This is a genomic window from Bacillus sp. VA13 (assembly GCF_055710085.1).
In genome coordinates this window covers 212707-231705 of the sequence record NZ_JBVQPP010000002.1, presented here as the reverse complement: position 1 = coordinate 231705, position 18999 = coordinate 212707, and the positions used below count along the sequence as shown (strand labels likewise).

Annotated in this window: 19 protein-coding genes and 3 riboswitches; of the genes, 11 read left to right on the top strand and 8 right to left on the bottom strand. The window is 45.6% G+C overall.

Annotation, left to right across the window (positions count from 1 at the left end):
• Positions 1 to 67: 67 nt before the first annotated feature.
• Positions 68 to 1165 (bottom strand): maltodextrin ABC transporter ATP-binding protein MsmX, encoded by a 1098-nt coding sequence (gene msmX / locus AC0C66_RS09380; protein WP_072183115.1) that lies wholly within the window; start codon positions 1163 to 1165, stop codon positions 68 to 70.
• 119 nt (positions 1166 to 1284) lie between these two features.
• Positions 1285 to 2178, bottom strand: a complete 894-nt coding sequence (locus AC0C66_RS09375; RefSeq protein WP_061186586.1) for a PucR family transcriptional regulator — start codon at positions 2176 to 2178, stop codon at positions 1285 to 1287.
• A gap of 185 nt (positions 2179 to 2363) precedes the next feature.
• Between AC0C66_RS09375 and AC0C66_RS09370 the strand changes: the two genes are divergently transcribed.
• Entirely contained in the window at positions 2364 to 3821 is a 1458-nt protein-coding gene (locus AC0C66_RS09370; RefSeq protein ID WP_114151073.1) for an aldehyde dehydrogenase family protein, read from the top strand.
• Positions 3822 to 3861: 40 nt separating this feature from the next.
• Here the strand turns inward: AC0C66_RS09370 and AC0C66_RS09365 are convergent, their stop codons facing one another.
• Complete coding sequence (locus tag AC0C66_RS09365; RefSeq protein ID WP_014115685.1) at positions 3862 to 4698, bottom strand: YitT family protein; 837 nt, start codon at positions 4696 to 4698, stop codon at positions 3862 to 3864.
• 69 nt (positions 4699 to 4767) lie between these two features.
• Positions 4768 to 4870, bottom strand: a riboswitch (guanidine-I (ykkC/yxkD leader).
• Positions 4871 to 5147: 277 nt separating this feature from the next.
• Between AC0C66_RS09365 and AC0C66_RS09360 the strand changes: the two genes are divergently transcribed.
• Positions 5148 to 6077, top strand: coding sequence for a zinc ribbon domain-containing protein (locus AC0C66_RS09360; protein ID WP_080376100.1), 930 nt, complete (start codon positions 5148 to 5150; stop codon positions 6075 to 6077).
• Between the two features lie 35 nt (positions 6078 to 6112).
• On the opposite strand, the gene galE is transcribed toward AC0C66_RS09360, so the two are convergent.
• Entirely contained in the window at positions 6113 to 7135 is a 1023-nt protein-coding gene (galE, locus tag AC0C66_RS09355; protein ID WP_061186590.1) for a UDP-glucose 4-epimerase GalE, read from the bottom strand.
• Positions 7136 to 7397: 262 nt separating this feature from the next.
• Here galE and AC0C66_RS09350 point away from each other — a divergent pair, with 262 nt between their 5' ends.
• The 9 genes from AC0C66_RS09350 to AC0C66_RS09310 all read left to right on the top strand — a co-directional run bounded on the left by AC0C66_RS09350 (position 7398) and on the right by AC0C66_RS09310 (position 15266).
• Positions 7398 to 7871, top strand: a complete 474-nt coding sequence (locus AC0C66_RS09350) for a DUF1453 family protein (protein ID WP_061186591.1) — start codon at positions 7398 to 7400, stop codon at positions 7869 to 7871.
• 17 nt (positions 7872 to 7888) lie between these two features.
• Positions 7889 to 9109, top strand: a complete 1221-nt coding sequence (locus tag AC0C66_RS09345) for a sensor histidine kinase (protein ID WP_072181681.1) — start codon at positions 7889 to 7891, stop codon at positions 9107 to 9109.
• A complete protein-coding gene (yxjL, locus tag AC0C66_RS09340) occupies positions 9096 to 9752 on the top strand; it encodes a two-component system response regulator YxJL (RefSeq protein WP_326200124.1) in 657 nt (218 codons plus the stop codon). Before AC0C66_RS09345 ends, yxjL begins: the two co-directional genes overlap by 14 nt.
• A 49-nt stretch (positions 9753 to 9801) precedes the next feature.
• Complete coding sequence (gene pepT / locus AC0C66_RS09335; protein WP_461845879.1) at positions 9802 to 11034, top strand: peptidase T; 1233 nt, start codon at positions 9802 to 9804, stop codon at positions 11032 to 11034.
• Between the two features lie 105 nt (positions 11035 to 11139).
• The gene (locus tag AC0C66_RS09330; RefSeq protein WP_014115693.1) at positions 11140 to 11268 is read left to right on the top strand and encodes a hypothetical protein; all 129 of its coding nucleotides are present in this window, start codon (positions 11140 to 11142) and stop codon (positions 11266 to 11268) included.
• A 298-nt stretch (positions 11269 to 11566) separates the two neighbouring features.
• On the top strand, positions 11567 to 11821 hold the full coding sequence (locus tag AC0C66_RS09325; protein WP_072181679.1) for a hypothetical protein: 255 nt from the start codon (positions 11567 to 11569) through the stop codon (positions 11819 to 11821).
• Between the two features lie 176 nt (positions 11822 to 11997).
• The gene (locus tag AC0C66_RS09320; protein ID WP_072181678.1) at positions 11998 to 12486 is read left to right on the top strand and encodes an LURP-one-related/scramblase family protein; all 489 of its coding nucleotides are present in this window, start codon (positions 11998 to 12000) and stop codon (positions 12484 to 12486) included.
• A gap of 66 nt (positions 12487 to 12552) precedes the next feature.
• Positions 12553 to 12659: riboswitch (SAM riboswitch) on the top strand.
• Between the two features lie 84 nt (positions 12660 to 12743).
• On the top strand, positions 12744 to 13877 hold the full coding sequence (locus AC0C66_RS09315) for a 5-methyltetrahydropteroyltriglutamate--homocysteine S-methyltransferase (RefSeq protein WP_461845878.1): 1134 nt from the start codon (positions 12744 to 12746) through the stop codon (positions 13875 to 13877).
• Between the two features lie 68 nt (positions 13878 to 13945).
• Positions 13946 to 14052, top strand: a riboswitch (SAM riboswitch).
• Between the two features lie 77 nt (positions 14053 to 14129).
• Complete coding sequence (locus AC0C66_RS09310) at positions 14130 to 15266, top strand: 5-methyltetrahydropteroyltriglutamate--homocysteine S-methyltransferase (protein ID WP_072181677.1); 1137 nt, start codon at positions 14130 to 14132, stop codon at positions 15264 to 15266.
• 51 nt (positions 15267 to 15317) lie between these two features.
• Here AC0C66_RS09310 and AC0C66_RS09305 read toward each other — a convergent pair whose 3' ends face one another.
• Genes AC0C66_RS09305 through AC0C66_RS09290 form a run of 4 tightly spaced genes read right to left on the bottom strand, consistent with a single transcriptional unit; the run spans position 15318 to position 18919 of the window.
• Positions 15318 to 16091: a 3-hydroxybutyrate dehydrogenase gene (locus AC0C66_RS09305; protein ID WP_072181676.1), complete on the bottom strand. Its 774-nt coding sequence runs from the start codon at positions 16089 to 16091 to the stop codon at positions 15318 to 15320.
• Between the two features lie 16 nt (positions 16092 to 16107).
• Entirely contained in the window at positions 16108 to 16764 is a 657-nt protein-coding gene (locus tag AC0C66_RS09300) for a CoA transferase subunit B (protein WP_014115700.1), read from the bottom strand.
• Positions 16761 to 17477, bottom strand: coding sequence for a CoA transferase subunit A (locus AC0C66_RS09295; RefSeq protein WP_014115701.1), 717 nt, complete (start codon positions 17475 to 17477; stop codon positions 16761 to 16763). The genes AC0C66_RS09300 and AC0C66_RS09295 overlap by 4 nt, the downstream gene beginning before the upstream one ends.
• Positions 17478 to 17500: 23 nt before the next feature.
• On the bottom strand, positions 17501 to 18919 hold the full coding sequence (locus AC0C66_RS09290; RefSeq protein WP_072181675.1) for a GntP family permease: 1419 nt from the start codon (positions 18917 to 18919) through the stop codon (positions 17501 to 17503).
• Positions 18920 to 18999 lie beyond the last annotated feature (80 nt).

Sequence of the window (18999 nt, the reverse complement as noted above, 5' to 3'; positions counted from 1 at the left end):
TTTTTTTCTGTAAACCTTAAAAAGAACACAAAAAAACCAGACATGTCTCCATGTCCGGCTTTTGTGCTTAACGAATTCTCACTTCTGTCTCACTGTCAAAGAAATGGCCTTTATTCATATCAAACGCAACCGTCAGCTCATCACCTGATTGAATATCGAGACGGGCGTCGATCCGCGCAATAAAGTCTTGATTATCAATCTGCGAATAAATCATGATTTCAGAACCGAGCAGCTCTGCGACATTGATTTTCGCTTGAATCGAAGAATTCTTATATGACTCCACGACAATCAATTCATCATGAATATCCTCAGGACGGATGCCGAAGATGACCTCTTTGCCGATGTAGCCCTTTTCACGCAGCACCTTCATTTTTCCTTCCGGCACGGTTAATGCCGCAGAACCAATTTTGATGAGACCGTCCGTCAGCTTTCCTTTGAAAAAATTCATCGCCGGTGAGCCGATAAAACCGCCGACAAAGACGTTTTCAGGGAATTCGTATACGTCCTTCGGCGTCCCGATCTGCTGGATTTTTCCGTCTTTCATGACCACGATCCGTGTCGCCATCGTCAGCGCTTCTGTCTGGTCATGCGTCACGTAAATTGTTGTGGTTTGCAGTCTCTGGTGGAGCTTAATGATTTCCGCCCGCATTTGCACCCTCAGCTTCGCGTCTAGGTTTGACAAAGGCTCATCCATCAGGAACACCTTTGCATCCCGCACGATTGCCCGTCCAAGCGCGACCCGCTGTCTCTGCCCGCCTGACAGCGCTTTCGGTTTGCGGTGCAAATATTCCTCCAGCCCGAGAATTTTAGCGGCTTCCTCTACCCTTTTTTTGATTTCAGGCTTCGGCATTTTCCGAAGCTTCAGCCCGAATGCAATATTATCGTAGACAGTCATATGCGGATAGAGCGCGTAGTTTTGAAATACCATCGCGATATCCCTGTCCTTTGGCGCTACATCATTTACACGTTTTCCCTCAATATAAAAATCGCCTTTCGAAATTTCCTCAAGCCCTGCGACCATCCGCAGCGTCGTTGATTTCCCGCAGCCAGACGGGCCTACGAATACGATAAATTCCTTATCGTCAATATGAAGGTTAAAGTCATCAACAGCCGCTTCCTTCTGATCATAATATTTATAAATGTGCTCCATCCGCAATTCAGCCATGTAATTTCCCCCTTTGTCATTGTAAACGCTTTCCTAAATTGAGTGTAACAGCATTTCCCTATCGCTAAAATGGGCAGCGTTCATAAAATCAGCAACCATTTTTCGTGCATATTTCCAATTTATTCTGAAACTTCGCTTTGCAGGCAGATAAAATAGGCGAGCAGCGCGCCTTTATACGTTTTAATGTCTATCCCTGACCGCTCAATAAATTTATCAATTCGATATTGCAGGCTGTTGCGGTGCAGATGCAGCGTTTTCGCCGTTAACGTCACGTTTGAGTTGTTTTCAATAAAGAGCTTGATTGTCTTCCTCAGCTCAGATTCATCTCCGAATAAAAGCTCAGCTTCTTCAGAGAGCAGCGTTTCAAGCTTTTCTTTTTCTGCTTCTAATAATAAAAAAGGAAAGATCATCTCAAAGGTCACACTCTGCATCTGAGGCAGCCGTTTTTCAGCAAAGAGGAAATACGTCTGTTCACGGGCATAATGTGTTCGCAGACTCTCATCGGGCTCGTAAAATCTCCCGGCGTAAAAACGGACACTGAAGTAGAAATCACTTTCAAGAACCTTGGCGAGTGATTCCAGTTCGTCCTTCCCCGCCGCCGCTTCACTTTCCTGCTCGACAATCACGCCTCTGTCTTCATGCATCCACACAATCACAAAAGGCACCGGCCAGAAATGGCGAACCGCTTCCGCAAAAGACGCACGCTCTATTTTACCGAGCAAATGAAAATGAACAAATCTCGTTCGCTTCTTTATGCTCGCCGGCACTTCCCCTCTCGAAAAAAGAAACGCAAACCACTTGTTCTCCTCCGGCGACTTCAAAGACATTTGATTGGCCTCATCTGCAGGTGTCAAAAATGACCGCAGCAGCAACGTCTCTTTTTCGCTAATCTCCGTTTTCGGAATGGTGATATATCTCTGACTGTTCTCATCAAAAAAACATAGACAGCCTTCCTTTACGCAAAGCTCCTCAGACACAATCGAACCGGGATAAATAGCCAGCAGCGATTTCATAGGGTCTCCTCTCTCATGTAAGGATCTGTATATTCAGTATAAGGCGAAATGCACATGTTCTCCAATAAAAAAGAGTATATCCGGCATAGATAGACGGGAAACTGAAAGGGAAACCTCGTTCGTTTACATATTGGCTTCAGCGGAAATAGAAGAGGATATGCACGACCAAAGGAGGACGATCATTAATGGGTTTAGAAGCGTTAAACAAAAGTTTTATCAACGGAAAATGGACAGAAGGGGAAAGCGGACGTACGGAGGACATTTTGAATCCGTATGACCAGTCTGTGATGACAACAGCATCTTTGGCAACAAACAAACAACTGGAGGATGCATTTGACATTGCACAGCAGGCGCAAAAAGAGTGGGCCAAGAGCACAGCAGAAGAACGAAAAGCAGTCCTGCAAAAAGCACGCGACTACCTACAGGAAAACCGTGATGACATCATCATGATGATCTCCCGCGAAACCGGCGGAACCATCATTAAAGCAACGATCGAGCTTGAACAAACAATTGCGATTTTAGATGAAGCCATGACATATACCGGAGAATTAGGCGGCGTCAAAGAGGTTCCATCCGACATTGAAGGGAAAATCAATAAGATTTACCGCCTTCCGCTCGGTGTCATTTCATCGATTTCTCCATTTAATTTTCCGATGAACTTATCAATGAGAACGATTGCGCCTGCGATTGCACTGGGAAACAGTGTTGTTCACAAGCCTGATATTCAAACCGCTCTTTCCGGCGGAACCATCATTGCAAAAGCATTTGAACACGCCGGTCTTCCTGCGGGTGTCCTCAACGTCATGTTGACGGACCTAAAGGAAATCGGGGACGGCATGCTGACCAATCCAATTCCGAAATTAATCAGCTTTACGGGATCAACCGCAGTCGGGCGCCATATTGGTGAAATCGCCGGGCGTGACTTTAAGCGAATGGCCCTTGAGCTCGGCGGCAACAACCCCTTTGCCGTCCTTTCAGACGCGGATGTCGATCGTGCTGTAGACGCCGCGATTTTCGGGAAATTTATTCACCAGGGACAAATCTGCATGATTATCAACAGAATCATCGTTCATCAAGATGTGTACGATGAGTTTGTTGAAAAATTCACCGCACGTGTCAAACAGCTTCCGTACGGCGATCAAACTGATCCGAAAACCGTTGTCGGCCCGCTGATCAACGAGCGCCAAATCGAAAAAGCGCTGGAGATCATTGAGCAGGCAAAGGCAGACGGCATTGAACTTGCGGTTGAAGGAAAACGCGTCGGAAACGTGCTCACACCTTATGTCTTTGTAGGTGCAGACAACGACAGCAAAATTGCCCAAACGGAGCTGTTTGCCCCGATTGCCACCATTATCAAAGCCTCCAGTGATCAGGAAGCGATCGACATGGCTAATGATACCGAATACGGCCTCAGCTCAGCGGTTTTCACTTCTGATTTAGAAAAAGGCGAAACGTTTGCCCTGCAAATTGACAGCGGCATGACCCATGTCAACGACCAGTCCGTTAATGACTCGCCGAATATCGCCTTTGGCGGAAACAAAGCCAGCGGTGTCGGCCGCTTCGGAAATCCATGGGTGGTCGAGGAATTTACTGTGACGAAATGGATATCAATCCAGAAACAATACCGCAAATATCCGTTCTAAACGAACAAATCCCTCTGCTTTAAGTGCAGAGGGAATTTCATTATTTAGATATATCAACAAAGCCTTCGCCAAACACATCGCGTACGTCATGAACGATCACAAACGCTTTTTTGTCACAGCTTCTGATGATTTTCTTCAGCATGGACAGTTCCTGTTTGTTAATGACGATATACAAAATCTCTTTTGACTGGCCCGTATAGTTTCCCTTCCCTGATAAAATCGTCACGCCCCGATCCATCAAGGTATTTACCTGCTCTGCAATCTCACTCTTATTTTCTGAAATGACGGTAATCGCTTTTTTCGTGTTCAAGCCTTCAATAATGAAGTCCATCACCTTCGTTCCGATATACAGCATCACGATCGTAAACATCATTTTTTCCGCACCAATAATAAAATAAGAGCTAAATACCACGATTAAATCAAAAAACAAGAGCGCGTAGCTGATATTCCAGTCTAAATATTTATTAGCAATTCTGGCCAGAATCGCAGAACCGGCTGTCGTTCCGCCGACACGAATAATCATGCCAATACCGACTCCCGCAAATACACCCGCGAAAATCGTATTAATGATCAATTCATCAGACGGAGTGCTCCACCCGTGTGTCAGGTGGAGGAAAAGCGAATTCGCCGCTACGGCAATGATTGTATAGACAGTGGTCTTACCGTCTAGAAACTTGTAGCCGATTAAAAGCAGAAATGCATTTAAGATAAAGTTCGTTACCCCGGGAGACCATTGAAACAGATAATACAAAATCAGCGTAATCCCAGTGACCCCGCCTTCCCCAAGGTCATTGGGAATCGCAAACAAATTCACTGCAAGCGCAAAGAAAAAAGCGCCAATCACAAGCATCAGCACATCAAGCATTTTCTTTTTCATCACAAAACACTCCTTCTCCAGATAGTATCAACAAAAAAACCCAGGAGTACGCTCTCGCAAAAGAGCAGAAACTCCTGGGCTTTTATCCCACCGTGTCATAACAGCCGGGCTGCTATGTGTTTTCTCTCGGTCACAGTCCAATTTGCATTGCGGAACCCTAGAAAACCACTGTTTTTATCATATCATTTTTACTTTCCAATATTAGCATTATAAGGGACGGTTTGAATTGGTTCAAGAGGTATTTGCGGAGATTTAATCAGTAAATAAAGAGAAACAAAAAAAGAGCATCAGCTGTTAATAAATGAAAGATTTGACCGATATGATACAAAGTACCTTTTAAAAGAAAATATAAATTAAATATTAGTATCAATTTATCATTGACTACGCGAAAATATATAGGCAAAATAGAACATATATTTCAAACATTTAATTACATAGGAGGAAATATAATGTCAGGAAAGATGCAACACTGTAAAACTTGCGGTCAAGAGATTGCAAAAGGTGTTAAAAAATGCCCGAATTGCGGTAAAGACCAACGTAACTTTTTTATGAGACATAAAATCATTACGTTTATTCTAGCGATAGTCGTCATTATCATTATTGCGAACATCGGAAACAGCGGAGATTCTCAAGCTTCTACAGCAACAACCAGCTCCGACTCTAAAAAGTCGACAAAAACAGTACAAAAGGCTGATATAGAAAAACTATATACCAATGCCAATCAATTTAAAAATTATAAAGTTGATCTGTATGTAAAAGTTTTTGACGTTGAACAAGACGATGATGGTACATATTTTCAGGGCTATAATAATCCAGAAAAGTTAAGCAAGAATACACTTATTATGAGCGACGACTCTGATTTAGATATTAAAGATGACGATATTATTCATGTAGTCGGTACGGTGAAAGACAAATATGATGGTGAAAACGCATTGGGCGGATCTGTTTCAGCGCCGAGAATCATTGCCGATTCTATTGAAAAAAGCGACTATGCAACAGCTTTTGCCCCAGCTCAAAAAACAATTAACGTGGATAAAACACAGAACCAGCACGGATTTGCACTCACGCTTCAAAAAGTTGAACTTGCTGAAAAAGAAACTCGCCTATATGTAAAGATAGAAAACAAATCACAAGATGAAATCAATTTTTATGACTTCAATGCCAAAATCATCGCTGATAATAAACAGCTTGAGCGTAAAGACGACCTATCAAGTTATCCTAAAATCCAAAGTGAAATCTTACCAGGAGTTAACACTGAAGGAGTTATTGTTTTCCCTAAAATCGAAAGCAAAACAGCAAAAATTATTTTAGAAGGATCTTCCGAAAACTACGATATAACAATCAATCCATTTACATTTGAAGTGAACTTAGATCAATAGAAAGAAGGGCTGGGGAAAACCACCAGCCCTTTTGTTTATAATTTTACACTCTTATACCCATTCACATTAGAAGACTGCCATCTCCAGGAATCAGCACACATTTCCTCGAGGCCTCGTTTTGCTTCCCAGCCTAGTTCCCGCTTGGCTTTTGCAGGATCTGCAAAGCATGTGGCGATGTCTCCCGGGCGGCGGTCCGCAAAACGGTACGGAACCTCTTTCCCTGACACTTTTTCAAAGGCTTTGACCATTTCAAGCACGCTGTAGCCTGTGCCTGTTCCGAGGTTGTATGCATCTGCTCCTGTGGAGTTCAATACTTTTTCCAGCGCCTTGACGTGGCCTTCTGCGAGATCAACTACGTGAATATAATCGCGTACGCCTGTCCCGTCTTTTGTCGGATAGTCATTGCCGAATACGCTTAACTGTTCCAGCTTGCCGACGGCGACTTGCGCCACATATGGCATAAGGTTATTCGGAATGCCATTCGGGTCTTCACCGATCCGTCCGCTTGGATGCGCGCCGAATGGATTAAAGTAGCGCAGCAGGGCAACGCTCCACTCATTATCGGCCGTATGCAAGTCACGCAATATTTGTTCAAGCATGAGTTTCGTCTGCCCATAAGGGTTAGTCGCACCTAATGGAAAGTCCTCCGTGATCGGTGACGTTTCCGGAACGCCGTATACCGTCGCAGAAGAACTGAATACGATTTTTTTGACGCCGTATTTCTCCATGACCTCACATAAAATAAACGTTCCTGTGAGATTATTATGATAATATTTGAGCGGAATCGCAACAGACTCACCGACTGCTTTTAACCCCGCAAAATGAATCACAGCTTCAATCTCGTTTTCTGCAAAAACCGAATCTACCGCTTCCCGATCCAATAGATCCGCTTCATAGAACGTTAAATCTTTTCCCGTAATCTCCTTGACGCGGTTCAGTGCCTCAGCTGAACTGTTGGACAAATTATCAAGAACGACAATCTCATAGCCGCTGTTCAATAATTCAACACATGTGTGGCTTCCGATGTACCCGGCACCGCCAGTAACAAGTATTGCCATGATGTAAACCCTCCTAAAAAATGACCTGCTATTATTATATAGTGTTTGGAACCGGGCTACATCCATTTTTAAGAAGTTTAATAGTTTATTAATGGTTTTTTCATATTTTTGCGGGCTATCCGATACAGGTTTTCAGCATTTTCACGCCATATTACATGACTTTATGCAGCGCAAACAAGTATGGCAGCTGAAAAATCAATCTGCCGGTTGACGTTTTCTTTTCCAATTTTCGCTATGCTTAATGCTGAAAGGATTTGATGACATGGCGATGAGCCCCTACATTTTTATTGTATTTATTCTTATTATTTTATCGATGTATCGAGAAAGAACGGTAAAGCCCGCGAAATTGCTGATCATTCCGCTGCTGCTCTTATGGGGTGTATCAGCATCATTTCAGCCGGTGTATTTTCATTCTGTTTTACATGTGGCGATCAGCTGCATTTTATTACTGATCGGGCTGGCCTGCGGGTTTGGCATTGGGAAGATGGTAAACGTGCGGATTCACCCGGAAACCGGAAAGGTCACTTCACGCGGCTCCCTTGGAAGTGTTATCCTCATTCTAGTGATACTTTCTTTGCGCATGGCTGCGAGAACATGGCTGCCTGAGAGCAACGAGATTTTTATTGCCATTATACATTCTATGTTCTTCATTCCCCTCGGCACTATCACAGCCCGTAACATCATGCTTTACAAAGCATACAGACGGCTGGCCTCTGGCAAAGTATCCATTCAATAACTGAAAGAAGGACCAGCATGAACCAACAATCTCCGGCTCGGCACTACAAGAAGCTTGTGCCGAGCCTTATTCTCATTTTGAATTGCATACAATTTTTATCTCACCCAGCCAAAGCTGACCCCATTTTGTTAGTGTTTGTATTTGCGGTGTATCTAGCATTCATTTGGATCATTCCCTTTGTGGCATCTGCTGCTGTCAATTTGGGCATATTCATCGGGCTTTGGCTCCTGACCGTTTTCCTTTGGGCTATTTCCGGCCAAGAGCAGGGAGCCGCCTTTTTCTTAATCGTATTTTTAATGGTTTTCGCAGCCATAAAGCTTCCTGCACGGCTGTCCTTGATTTTTACAATATGTCTAATTGGGGGCAACGTTTTCTTTCTATACACCCTTTTTGACAGCAGCTTGGATGATATCATTAGTAACATCTCTATCATGATCGGACTGTACGTCTTCTTCTCCTCCATGCGTTTCAAGCGAGAAGCGAGAAGAGAGGCTGAACGAAATCATGCTGAATTGGCAAAAATGCACTTGCAGCTGGAGCAAGCCCACGAAGAACTCCAGAAAGCACATGCAGAGCTGCAGGAGGCTTCTGTTCTTTCTTTAAGGTACGCGGTCCTTGAGGAGCGTACAAGAATTGCCCGAGACATTCATGACAGTATCGGCCACGAGCTGACTTCTGTGATTGTTCAGCTTCAATCTCTTCCCTATATCCTGAAAAGCAGCAAGGATGATTCAGAAAAAGTCATTCAAAATGTACTGACTGTCGCCAGAGAATGTCTTCAGGAAGTACGGTCTGTCGTTCACCAAATGGGCCGAAGTGAATCGATGGTTGGCCTTACCGCTTTGCGGGGGCTTATCCACCAAGTGGAGGAACGAAGCGGCTTGCACGTTTCTTTAGACACTGCCGGCCTTTCAGAAGAGTCTTGGCCTCAAAACGTAAGCGAAACGATCTACCGCACCTTGCAAGAAGCGCTGACCAATATCATCCGTCACGCTCACGCTACCCATGCGGCTGCCGTCATTTCTAACGACGAGACCCACCTCTATGTCACAATCACCGACAACGGACATTTCACCGGCAATCTTACTTGCGGATTTGGGCTGACAGGAATGAAAGACCGCGCTGAAAAAGCAGGCGGTTCCCTTTCTTTCAGCGCCGTGCAGCCGAGCGGCCTGCAAATTGAGCTGGCATTGCCGCTCACGACAACGAATAAGGAGCAAAAAGATGAACAAAGATAAAATACGCGTCGCACTTGCCGATGATCAGCCGCTTGTGCGTGAAGGCTTCCGCTATGTCATCAACGCACAGCCGGATATGGCCGTATCTGGTGAGGCAGGCGACGGGCACGGCATTATTGCACTGGCAAAGCAAACAAAACCCCACGTCATCCTGATGGATGTCCAAATGCCACATTGCTCAGGTATCGAAGCGGCGAAAGACATTATGTCTGCACTGCCAGATACAAAGATTGTCATTTTAACTACCTTTGATACCGAGGAATATGTATTTGAAGGCATTCGCGCGGGAGCAGTCGGCTATCTGCTGAAAGATACGCTTCCTGAAGAATTGATTGACGCCATTCGCGCCGCGGCCAGAGGTGAAGCGATTTTCCGTACAGCCACAGCTGCTAAAATTATCAGCGAGACATTTCGCTCAAAGCAACAAACTCAAGACAAAGAATTGGCAGATCCGTTTACAAAAAGAGAGCTCGAAGTTCTTCAGCAAATGGCCTATGGGTTGAGAAATGAAGACATTGCTGAAAAGCTTTTCGTCAGCGAAAGCACTGTGAAAACTCACGTGCACCGCATTCTGCAAAAATGCAATGCCCAAGACCGGACACAAGCAGTCGTTTTTGCTATTCGAAACGGTATTGTGCAATAGAAAACTCTCATCCCGTCATGATAAAATAAGACAAAGGAGATGATTGGAAATGAAAGAAGAAATCATTGAACGGTTTACTACATATGTAAAAGTGGACACACAGTCCGATGAATCCGTCGACACCTGCCCTTCCACACCCGGCCAATTGACGTTAGGAAACATGCTCGTTGATGAATTGAAATCCATTGGCATGCAGGATGTAGCCATTGATGAGAACGGCTATGTCATGGCGACTCTTCCCTCCAATACTGAAAAAGACGTGCCGACTATCGGCTTTCTCGCACATGTCGATACTGCCACAGACTTTACCGGCAAAAACGTGAATCCGCAAATCATTGAAAGCTACGATGGAAAAGACATTGTTCTTAATGAACAGCTGCAGGTCATCCTGTCACCTGATCAATTCCCTGAACTGCCCGGCTATAAGGGCCATACACTCATCACCACAGACGGCACAACCCTTCTCGGCGCAGACAATAAGGCCGGTATCGCCGAAATCATGACAGCCATGGATTACCTCATCAAACACCCTGAAATCAAGCATGGCACAATCAGAGTCGCCTTTACGCCAGATGAAGAAATCGGAAGAGGGCCGCACAAATTTGATGTAAAACGGTTTAATGCGTCTTTTGCCTACACAGTTGACGGCGGCCCGCTCGGCGAGCTTGAATACGAAAGCTTCAATGCCGCTGCCGCAAAAATCACGATCAAAGGCAACAACGTACATCCCGGAACGGCAAAAGGGAAAATGATCAACTCTGCGAAAATCGCAATGAAGCTGAACAGCCTGCTGCCGGCAGACGAAGCCCCTGAATATACAGAAGGGTACGAAGGCTTCTACCACCTGCTGTCGATTCAAGGAGATGTAGAGGAAACAAAACTCCACTACATTATCAGAGACTTCGACAAAGGCAACTTCCAAAGCAGAAAAGAAACAATGAAGCGTGTCGTTGAAGAACTTCAAAACGAATACGGGCAAGACCGGATTCAGCTTGATATGAACGATCAATACTACAACATGAGAGAGAAAATTGAACCTGTCATCGAAATTGTCAACATTGCCAAGCAAGCGATGGAAAACCTCGGCATCGAACCGAAGATTTCTCCAATCCGCGGCGGCACGGACGGATCCCAGTTGTCCTACATGGGACTCCCAACGCCAAACATCTTTACCGGCGGGGAAAACTTCCACGGCAAATTTGAATACATCTCAGCCGATAACATGGTGAAAGCCGTAAATGTCATCGTTGAGATTGCAAAACTGTTTGAAGAACAGGCATAATACCAAAAGCCAGTCTTAAAAAAAGACTGGTTTTTTTGTGTGAAAACGAAACATTTTGAATACGTCCTCCGTAAAACAAGTATCAACAGTTGAGGAGGAAAAACAATGACAAAACATGCAATCGCTGCAAAGAGTCTATTGAAAAAATGGATGATGACAAGGCCGCTTAACATGCAAAAGAAATCCAGCCCCTTTCAAAAAATCAGAAAAATGTTCAAACGCTTCTTCAAATAAAACATTCAAATCCCCAAAACATAATCCGCATTCACTCGTACCGCCCAAATGCTCCGTAATTTGGGTTTTTTGTGTTTGATTCCGCAAAATAGGGTATAAACCAAACAAGCAAGAAAACAACAACCAAAAACAGGTAATTTGAATTATGAAATTTTAGGTTAAAAGTTATATAAAGGAATTTATTTTATCGTCGATAGTAACTATAGAACCAATCACCAACCAGAACAATCATCATGTTGTAAGACTATTTTCAGGTCATCAGGTTAGACTGTTTTTGAGGGGCAGTTATTTATTTTTAATGGATTTAGAATTTTTTGAATACTTTTTGACATTTTATCCGTACAATAGAGAATACCAAAACTTTTTTTGGGAGGTATGTAAAATGATCCTATTTATTATCATCGCATTATGCGGCTATCTTCTTTTTTCTTTCAGCAAGGACAATCGCCGCAAACCGCAAAAGACAAGCCCTCTGCCAGCAGCCGCACCTCATCACAACAACCTAATCGACCTTGACGCCATCCGCCAAAAACGCCGGATGCCTCTTTCCTAATCCTATATTTCAAACGAAAAGGCTGCTGAATCATGCAGCCTTTTTCAATTTTAGAAACATTTATTACTCGGGAAAAACAATCAGCAGGGTTTCTGATCACTAGATTTGGAACTTGAAACCTTTTTGCCGCCTGTCCGTAATCTCTTACAAGGCAAATCCAAAAGGAGACTTCAGCAATGATCGAATTATTTATGAAACAAAAAATGTTCTCGTTTAAAGATGCATTTCACATTTATGACCGAGATGAAGAAGAGACATTCAAGGTCGAGGGCCGGTTCTTTTCGTTAGGAGACTCGCTACAAATGACAGATTCATCCGGAAAAACACTCGTTTCCATAGAACAAAAAGTAATGTCTGTATTGCCGCGATACGAGATTTCAATTGGCGGGAAAACAGTTTGTGAGGTGGCAAAGAAATTAACGTTTTTTAAACCAAAATTTGAAATTTCCAAGCTCAACTGGGAAATTGACGGTGACTTGTGGAAGGATGAATTTCAACTGACGGACGGGGAAAATGTCCGGATGTCAGTGAGCAAAAAGTGGCTTAGCTGGGGGGATTCCTATCATTTGCAAATTGCAAACGAGGAAGATGTGCTGATCTGCACAGCCATTGCTATCGTGCTGGATATGGTATTATATGACGACGAAGATGAAAGTATTTTCTAAAAAGGTGTTGACAATTGATCCAAAAGTAATAATATTAAGATAATTAAAATCTGAATATGAAGATGTACCTTATCAAGAGAGGTGGAGGGACTGGCCCTATGATACCCGGCAACCGCTGTTTCAAACAGAATGGTGCTAAATCCTTTAGAACATTGCGTTCTTGCAGATGAGGCGGAGATTTGATCATTCAAGCTCTTCCTTACTCAAAGGAAGAGCTTTTTTCATGCACAACACATTTCAGAAAAGAGGCGAATGACATGGCTCAACAAACAAATGTTGCAGGACAAAAAACAGAAAAACAAATCAAAGCTCCTTTCCGTGCCGATCATGTCGGCAGTTTACTGCGATCTGCTCCGGTGAAAGAAGCCCGGCAAAAAAAAGCGGCTGGCGAGATCACTGCGGAACAGCTTCGTGATATCGAAAATCAAGAGATCACCCGCACTGTGGAAAAACAAAAAGAAATCGGTCTCGATGTGGTAACAGACGGGGAATTCCGACGTTCCTGGTGGCATTATGATTTCCTGGAAGGGCTTGACGGTGTGGAACCGTTCATCCCGGCTGAAGGGATTCAGTTCCATCATGCGAAAACAAAAGCACGCAGCATCAAAGTGACGGGAAAACTCGATTTTACGAGCCACCCCGCGCTTGCCGATTATCAATTTTTACATGAGACTGCCGGTGACGCGACACCAAAGCTGACGATTCCGAGCCCGAATATGCTGTTTTTCGGTGAAAAAGCCGATAAAGGGATTTATGACGACCAAGAGGAATACTTTCATGATCTGGCCCAAGCGTACAAAAAAGCAATCAAAGCCTTCTATGACGCTGGATGCCGCTATCTTCAGCTTGATGATACGTCATGGTCTCTCTTCTTTGAGGAAAAAGGCAGAGAGGTCGTCCGAGCGCTTGGCGGCGATCCAGAAACATTGCCTGCCTTATTCGCCAAAACGATTAACGATGCAGTGGCAGATCGGCCTGATGATTTAGCAATCACGATGCACATTTGCCGCGGCAACTTCCGTTCAACTTGGGCGGCATCTGGAGGCTATGACGCTGTAGCGGAAACGATTTTGGATGGCTTACATTTGGACGGCCTGTTCTTGGAATACGATGATGACCGCTCCGGTAACTTTGATCCGCTCCGTTTCGTGAAACGCAAGGATCTGCAAATTGTACTCGGTTTGATTACATCGAAATACGGCGAGCTTGAAAATCCTGAGGATGTGAAGCGCCGAATCAATGAAGCGGCGCGCTTTGTCAGCCTGGATCAGCTGTGCCTCAGCCCGCAGTGCGGTTTCGCCTCTACAGAAGAAGGCAATCTTTTGACAGAGGAGCAGCAATGGGCGAAGCTGCGCCATGTGATCGACATCGCCAACGATGTGTGGAGATAATCTATCATTGACAGAAACATAAAATGTGTGAATAATAGATACTATCAGAAAATTTCATAAAAAGGTTTTCCTTATCAAGAGAGGTGGAGGGACTGGCCCTGCGATACCCGGCAACCGCTGTTTAACAGAATGGTGCTAAATCCTTTAGAGCAATGATTGCTCTTGAAGATAAGGTTGAGATTGTCATACAAGCTCTTCCTTATCCAAAGGAAGAGCTTTTTTATATTCGAATGGAAAGAAGGAATGGACAACATGCCACAACAAACAACACCCGCAGAACAAAAATCACTTCAAAGAAAAAAACCGCCGTTTCGCGCGGATCAAGTCGGAAGCCTGCTGAGATCTGAGCCCGTTAAAAAAGCGCGGCTGCAAAAAGCGGCCGGCGAGATTACGGCTGAGCAGCTTCGCCAAATCGAAAACGATGAAATCACCCGCATTGTGGAAAAACAGAAGGAAACCGGCCTGAACGTCGTGACAGACGGTGAATTCCGCAGAGCGTGGTGGCACTTTGATTTCCTTGAAAACTTAGATGGCGTTGAGCCGTTTACTCCTGAGCAGGGCATTCAATTCCATAACGTACAGACAAAAGCACGCGGCATAAAAGTGACCGGTGATATCGACTTTTCAACTCACCCAATGCTTGAAGATTACTCCTTTCTCCATAGCATTGCCGGTGACGCGACACCAAAGATGACAATCCCAAGCCCGAATATGCTGTTTTTCCGCGGAAAGCTGGAAAAGGATGCATACAAAAACGACTATCACCTTTTCCAGCACGATGTATCCAAAGCATATAAAAAAGCGATTCAAGCGTTTTATGACAGAGGCTGCCGCTACCTCCAGCTTGATGATACAGCATGGGCTGTTTTCTTATCTGAAAAAGGCTTAAAACAAATCGAAGCGTTCGGAACAACGCCTGATGAGCTTCGCCAGCTGTTTGCGAAATCCATTAACGACGCGATTGCAGACCGTCCGGATGACTTGACCGTAACAATGCACATTTGCCGCGGCAACTTCCAGTCCACTTGGACAGCGGAAGGCGGCTATGACGCAGCAGCCGAAACCATTTTTGACGGCTTGAACCTGGACGGGCTTTTCCTAGAGTATGATGATTCACGCTCAGGCGGATTTGAACCACTCCGTTATGTGAAGCGCTCTGATCTTCAGCTTGTCCTTGGCTTAGTGACATCTAAATTCGGTGAGCTTGAACATCCAGACAATGTAAAACGCCGTATCGAAGAAGCGTCCCGCTATGTGAGCTTAGACCAGCTTTGCCTCAGCCCTCAATGCGGATTCGCTTCAACTGAGGAAGGCAACAAGCTGACTGAAGAACAGCAATGGGCGAAGCTGCGCCATGTGGTTGAGATCGCTAACGATGTTTGGAAATAAGCAAAGAAAAAACACACTTGATTCCCTGGCGGAGCAAGTGTGTTTTTTATGTTATTGAGCGGTATAGCCTCCATCAAGGACGACAGCCTGCCCGGTGACACCCTTCGCTTTCTCGCTTGCCAAAAACACCGCATAATCCGCGATTTCCTTGACGGAAAGCAATCGTTTTTGCGGCACAAGCGGAAAAATGACCTGTTCAAGCACGGAGTCGTAAGGGACATTTCTCGTTTTCGAAAGATCGCTCAGCTGATTGCGGACAAGCTGTGTATCGACATAACCCGGACAGAGCGCGTTGACTGTAATGCCGTGGGGCGCACCTTCCAGCGCCCCCACCTTTGTCAGTCCAATGACGCCGTGCTTGGCACTATTATAAGCGGATTTCCCCGCAAAGCCGACTAAACCATTAACAGATGCGATATTAATAATTCTGCCAAACCGCTGTTTTTTCATGATCGGAAAAACATGCTTCATCGCGATGAAGGGCGCCGTCAGCATAACCTTGATCAGCTGTTCAAAGGTTTCTGTCGGAAACTCTTCAATCGGGGCGACGTGCTGAATACCGGCATTGTTCACCAAAATATCCAAGCGGCCGTATCGTTTTTGGATGGCGTTTACCGTATCAGCGACTTGCGCTTCCTTTGTCACATCACACGGAATGGCTGCTGCGTCAAAACCTTCTTCTGCAAGCTTGGAAGCGGTCTTTTCGCATGCTTCCTGATGAAGGTCCGAAACGATGACGCTAGCGCCTTCACGGGCGAATTCCCTCGCGATTTCGAATCCGATTCCGCCGGCTGCCCCAGTCACCAAGGCGACTTGTTTTTTCATGTCAAACACCCTCCCATTAAGAATTTTGTTTGATCACAGACTGGCTTACAGCGAAAGCGGCTTCTGTTTTTTCATAAACCTCTTCAATTGTGACACCTTCCTGAAGCTCCGTCAGTGTCATGCGGCCGTTATCAAAATCAAAAACAGCCAAATCCGTAATCAGCCTGTGTACGACTTTCTGGCCTGTCAGCGGAAGCGAGCATGTTTTTTTCACCTTTGACTCGCCATGTTTATTGACATGTTCCATGATGACAACGATCCGTTTCGCCCCGTTGACGAGATCCATGGCGCCGCCCATCCCTTTTACCATTTTCCCTGGGATCATCCAATTGGCCAAATCGCCCTGCTCAGAAACTTCCATGCCGCCGAGGATAGCCAAATCGATATGCCCGCCTCTTATCATTGCGAATGACTCAGCGCTGTCAAAATAGGAAGCCCCCGTCACTTCAGTGATTGTTTCCTTTCCTGCATTGATCAAATCCGCATCTTCCGTTCCTTCCACAGGATACGGACCGATCCCGAGCAAGCCGTTTTCTGACTGAAGCATGACGTGAACGCCATCGGGTATCTCATTTGCGACAAGCGTTGGCATTCCAATCCCAAGATTGACGTTCATGCCATCCTTGATTTCTTGTACAGCCCGTTTGACCATTCGTTTTCTCGCTTCTTTCATTTCGCCTCACCCTTTCCCGCCGCTTGTCGGACTGTTCGCTTTTCAATCCGTTTTTCATGGCTCGCGCCAAGCACCACATGCTGTACGTAAATTCCCGGCGTATGGATATGATCTGGATCGAGCTCTCCCGCTTCCACGATTTCTTCTGCCTCGGCAATCGTAATCTTCCCTGCCATGGCGGCAACGGGATTGAAATTTCTCGCCGTTTTCCGAAAAACCAAATTCCCCATGGTGTCCGCTTTCCACGCTTTGACAATCGCCACGTCGCCGGTGATGCCTCGCTCCAGTACATATGTCCGGCCTCCGAACGTTTTATGTTCTTTTCCCTCTGCTATTGAAGTACCAACGCCTGTCGCCGTGTAAAATCCCGGTATGCCCGCACCGCCTGCACGAATTCTCTCAGCGAGCGTTCCTTGGGGAACAAGTTCAACCTCAAGCTCTCCGCTTAAAAACTGCCGCTCAAAAATTTTATTTTCACCGACATAGGATGCGATCATTTTCTTGATTTGCCTGTTAGCCAAAAGCAAACCAAGCCCCCAGTCATCAACTCCGCAATTGTTGCTGACAACGGTTAAATCCTTTACTCCCTGATCTCTTATCGCCAAAATGAGCTGTTCAGGAATGCCGCAGAGCCCGAATCCTCCTGCGATCAGTGTATCTCCATCATGAATCAGTTCCGCAGCTTCCTTACTTGATGACAGTACTTTTCCCATATTGATGCCCCTTTCGTTTTCTCTTACACTAGACCGGTCAGGCTGTAAATCGCGATCACAGCAAATACGGCAGCCGTTTTAATGAGCGTGATTGCAAAAATATCCCGATACGATTGCCGGTGAGTTAGTCCTGTCACGGCCAGAAGCGTGATAACAGCGCCATTATGCGGCAGCGTATCCATGCCGCCTGATGCCATCGATATGACTCGATGCATCACTTCCGGCGGAATGTTGTAAGCCTGAATCGCCTGCAAGTATTGATCCGACATCGCGCTTAGTGCAATGCCCATACCTCCTGAAGCCGATCCGGTGATCCCCGCCAGTGCAGTTGTCGTGACGGCCCCGTTCACAAGCGGATCGGTAAAGGTGTGCGAGATTCCGCTGCTCAGCTTGTGAAACCCCGGCAGCGCGGCGATAACGCCGCCGAAACCATACTCGGCACCCGTATTCATAGATGCCAGCAAGGCACCGCCGATCCCTTCATTCAGCCCTTCCTTCATTTGGGCAAACACCCTTCTCCAATCAAATAAAATCGTTGTAATGATGCCAATCACCAGAGCGAGCTCCACCGACCAAATAGCAGCCGCTGAAGAAATATCGAGCTTGCCGAATTCCTTTAATCCGATCGATGAAAAATCAAATCCATTCGGATACCACTTTGGAAGGTATATGGTGAAACATTTATTCACTGCACCTACGAGTATAAGCGGGACAAAGGCAAGCGCATGCTGCACCGGGCTTTTGTCCGGTTCGGCCGTGAACTCAGGCGATTCAAGAGCAGCAGTATTCTCCGAATCAAAACCGCCGTAGCCTTCGCCGGATGTCTGCGCTTTTTTTCGCCTCGATTCCAAATACATCATGCCCGCTGCCAGCACAATCACTGCGCCGAACAAGCCAAGCCAAGGAGCGGCATAAATGTCTGTTTTGAAAAACGTCGTCGGGATGACATTTTGAATTTGCGGCGTCCCCGGAAGTGCGTCCATTGTAAATGTAAAAGCCCCTAAAGCAATCGTTCCCGGGATGAGGCGTTTCGGTATGTTAGCTTCTCGGAACAGATTTTTCGCAAACGGATACACGGCAAACACGACAACAAATAGGCTGACGCCGCTGTACGTCAAGATAGCGCCCATCAGCACAATGGCAAGTATCGCTCTTTTTGCCCCGACAAGCCTGACAATCGTTTTCGCAATCGATGCCGCAAGCCCGGACATTTCAACGACTTTTCCAAAAATCGCACCGAGTAAAAATACCGGGAAATACAGCTTAATAAAACCCGCCATCTTCTCCATAAAAATCGAGGAGAAAAAAGGAAGCACATGGCTTGGATCTGTCAGCAGCACCGCAAATAACGCGCAAATCGGCGCAAACAAAATGACAGAAAATCCCCGATACGCCGTAAACATCAGCAAGCCTAACGCCAATAGAATGATGATCAGTTCCACACACATCCCCCATTTCCACGGATGGGAAAGCGTTTACAAATACTCTCCGCATCGACCGTTCCCGTCCCCTTTCCATATGT

Coding starts and splice junctions, on each gene's coding strand:
- AC0C66_RS09330 (WP_014115693.1), top strand. CDS start 11,140: ATGACAAAACATGCAATCGCTGCAAAGAGTCTATTGAAAAAATGGATG.
- AC0C66_RS09315 (WP_461845878.1), top strand. CDS start 12,744: ATGGCTCAACAAACAAATGTTGCAGGACAAAAAACAGAAAAACAAATC.
- AC0C66_RS09345 (WP_072181681.1), top strand. CDS start 7,889: ATGAACCAACAATCTCCGGCTCGGCACTACAAGAAGCTTGTGCCGAGC.
- AC0C66_RS09310 (WP_072181677.1), top strand. CDS start 14,130: ATGCCACAACAAACAACACCCGCAGAACAAAAATCACTTCAAAGAAAA.
- yxjL (WP_326200124.1), top strand. CDS start 9,096: ATGAACAAAGATAAAATACGCGTCGCACTTGCCGATGATCAGCCGCTT.
- AC0C66_RS09300 (WP_014115700.1), bottom strand. CDS start 16,764: ATGAAAGAAGCGAGAAAACGAATGGTCAAACGGGCTGTACAAGAAATC.
- AC0C66_RS09370 (WP_114151073.1), top strand. CDS start 2,364: ATGGGTTTAGAAGCGTTAAACAAAAGTTTTATCAACGGAAAATGGACA.
- galE (WP_061186590.1), bottom strand. CDS start 7,135: ATGGCAATACTTGTTACTGGCGGTGCCGGGTACATCGGAAGCCACACA.
- pepT (WP_461845879.1), top strand. CDS start 9,802: ATGAAAGAAGAAATCATTGAACGGTTTACTACATATGTAAAAGTGGAC.
- AC0C66_RS09365 (WP_014115685.1), bottom strand. CDS start 4,698: ATGAAAAAGAAAATGCTTGATGTGCTGATGCTTGTGATTGGCGCTTTT.
- AC0C66_RS09295 (WP_014115701.1), bottom strand. CDS start 17,477: ATGGGAAAAGTACTGTCATCAAGTAAGGAAGCTGCGGAACTGATTCAT.
- AC0C66_RS09325 (WP_072181679.1), top strand. CDS start 11,567: ATGGATTTAGAATTTTTTGAATACTTTTTGACATTTTATCCGTACAAT.
- msmX (WP_072183115.1), bottom strand. CDS start 1,165: ATGGCTGAATTGCGGATGGAGCACATTTATAAATATTATGATCAGAAG.
- AC0C66_RS09320 (WP_072181678.1), top strand. CDS start 11,998: ATGATCGAATTATTTATGAAACAAAAAATGTTCTCGTTTAAAGATGCA.
- AC0C66_RS09305 (WP_072181676.1), bottom strand. CDS start 16,091: ATGAAAAAACAAGTCGCCTTGGTGACTGGGGCAGCCGGCGGAATCGGA.
- AC0C66_RS09360 (WP_080376100.1), top strand. CDS start 5,148: ATGTCAGGAAAGATGCAACACTGTAAAACTTGCGGTCAAGAGATTGCA.
- AC0C66_RS09375 (WP_061186586.1), bottom strand. CDS start 2,178: ATGAAATCGCTGCTGGCTATTTATCCCGGTTCGATTGTGTCTGAGGAG.
- AC0C66_RS09350 (WP_061186591.1), top strand. CDS start 7,398: ATGGCGATGAGCCCCTACATTTTTATTGTATTTATTCTTATTATTTTA.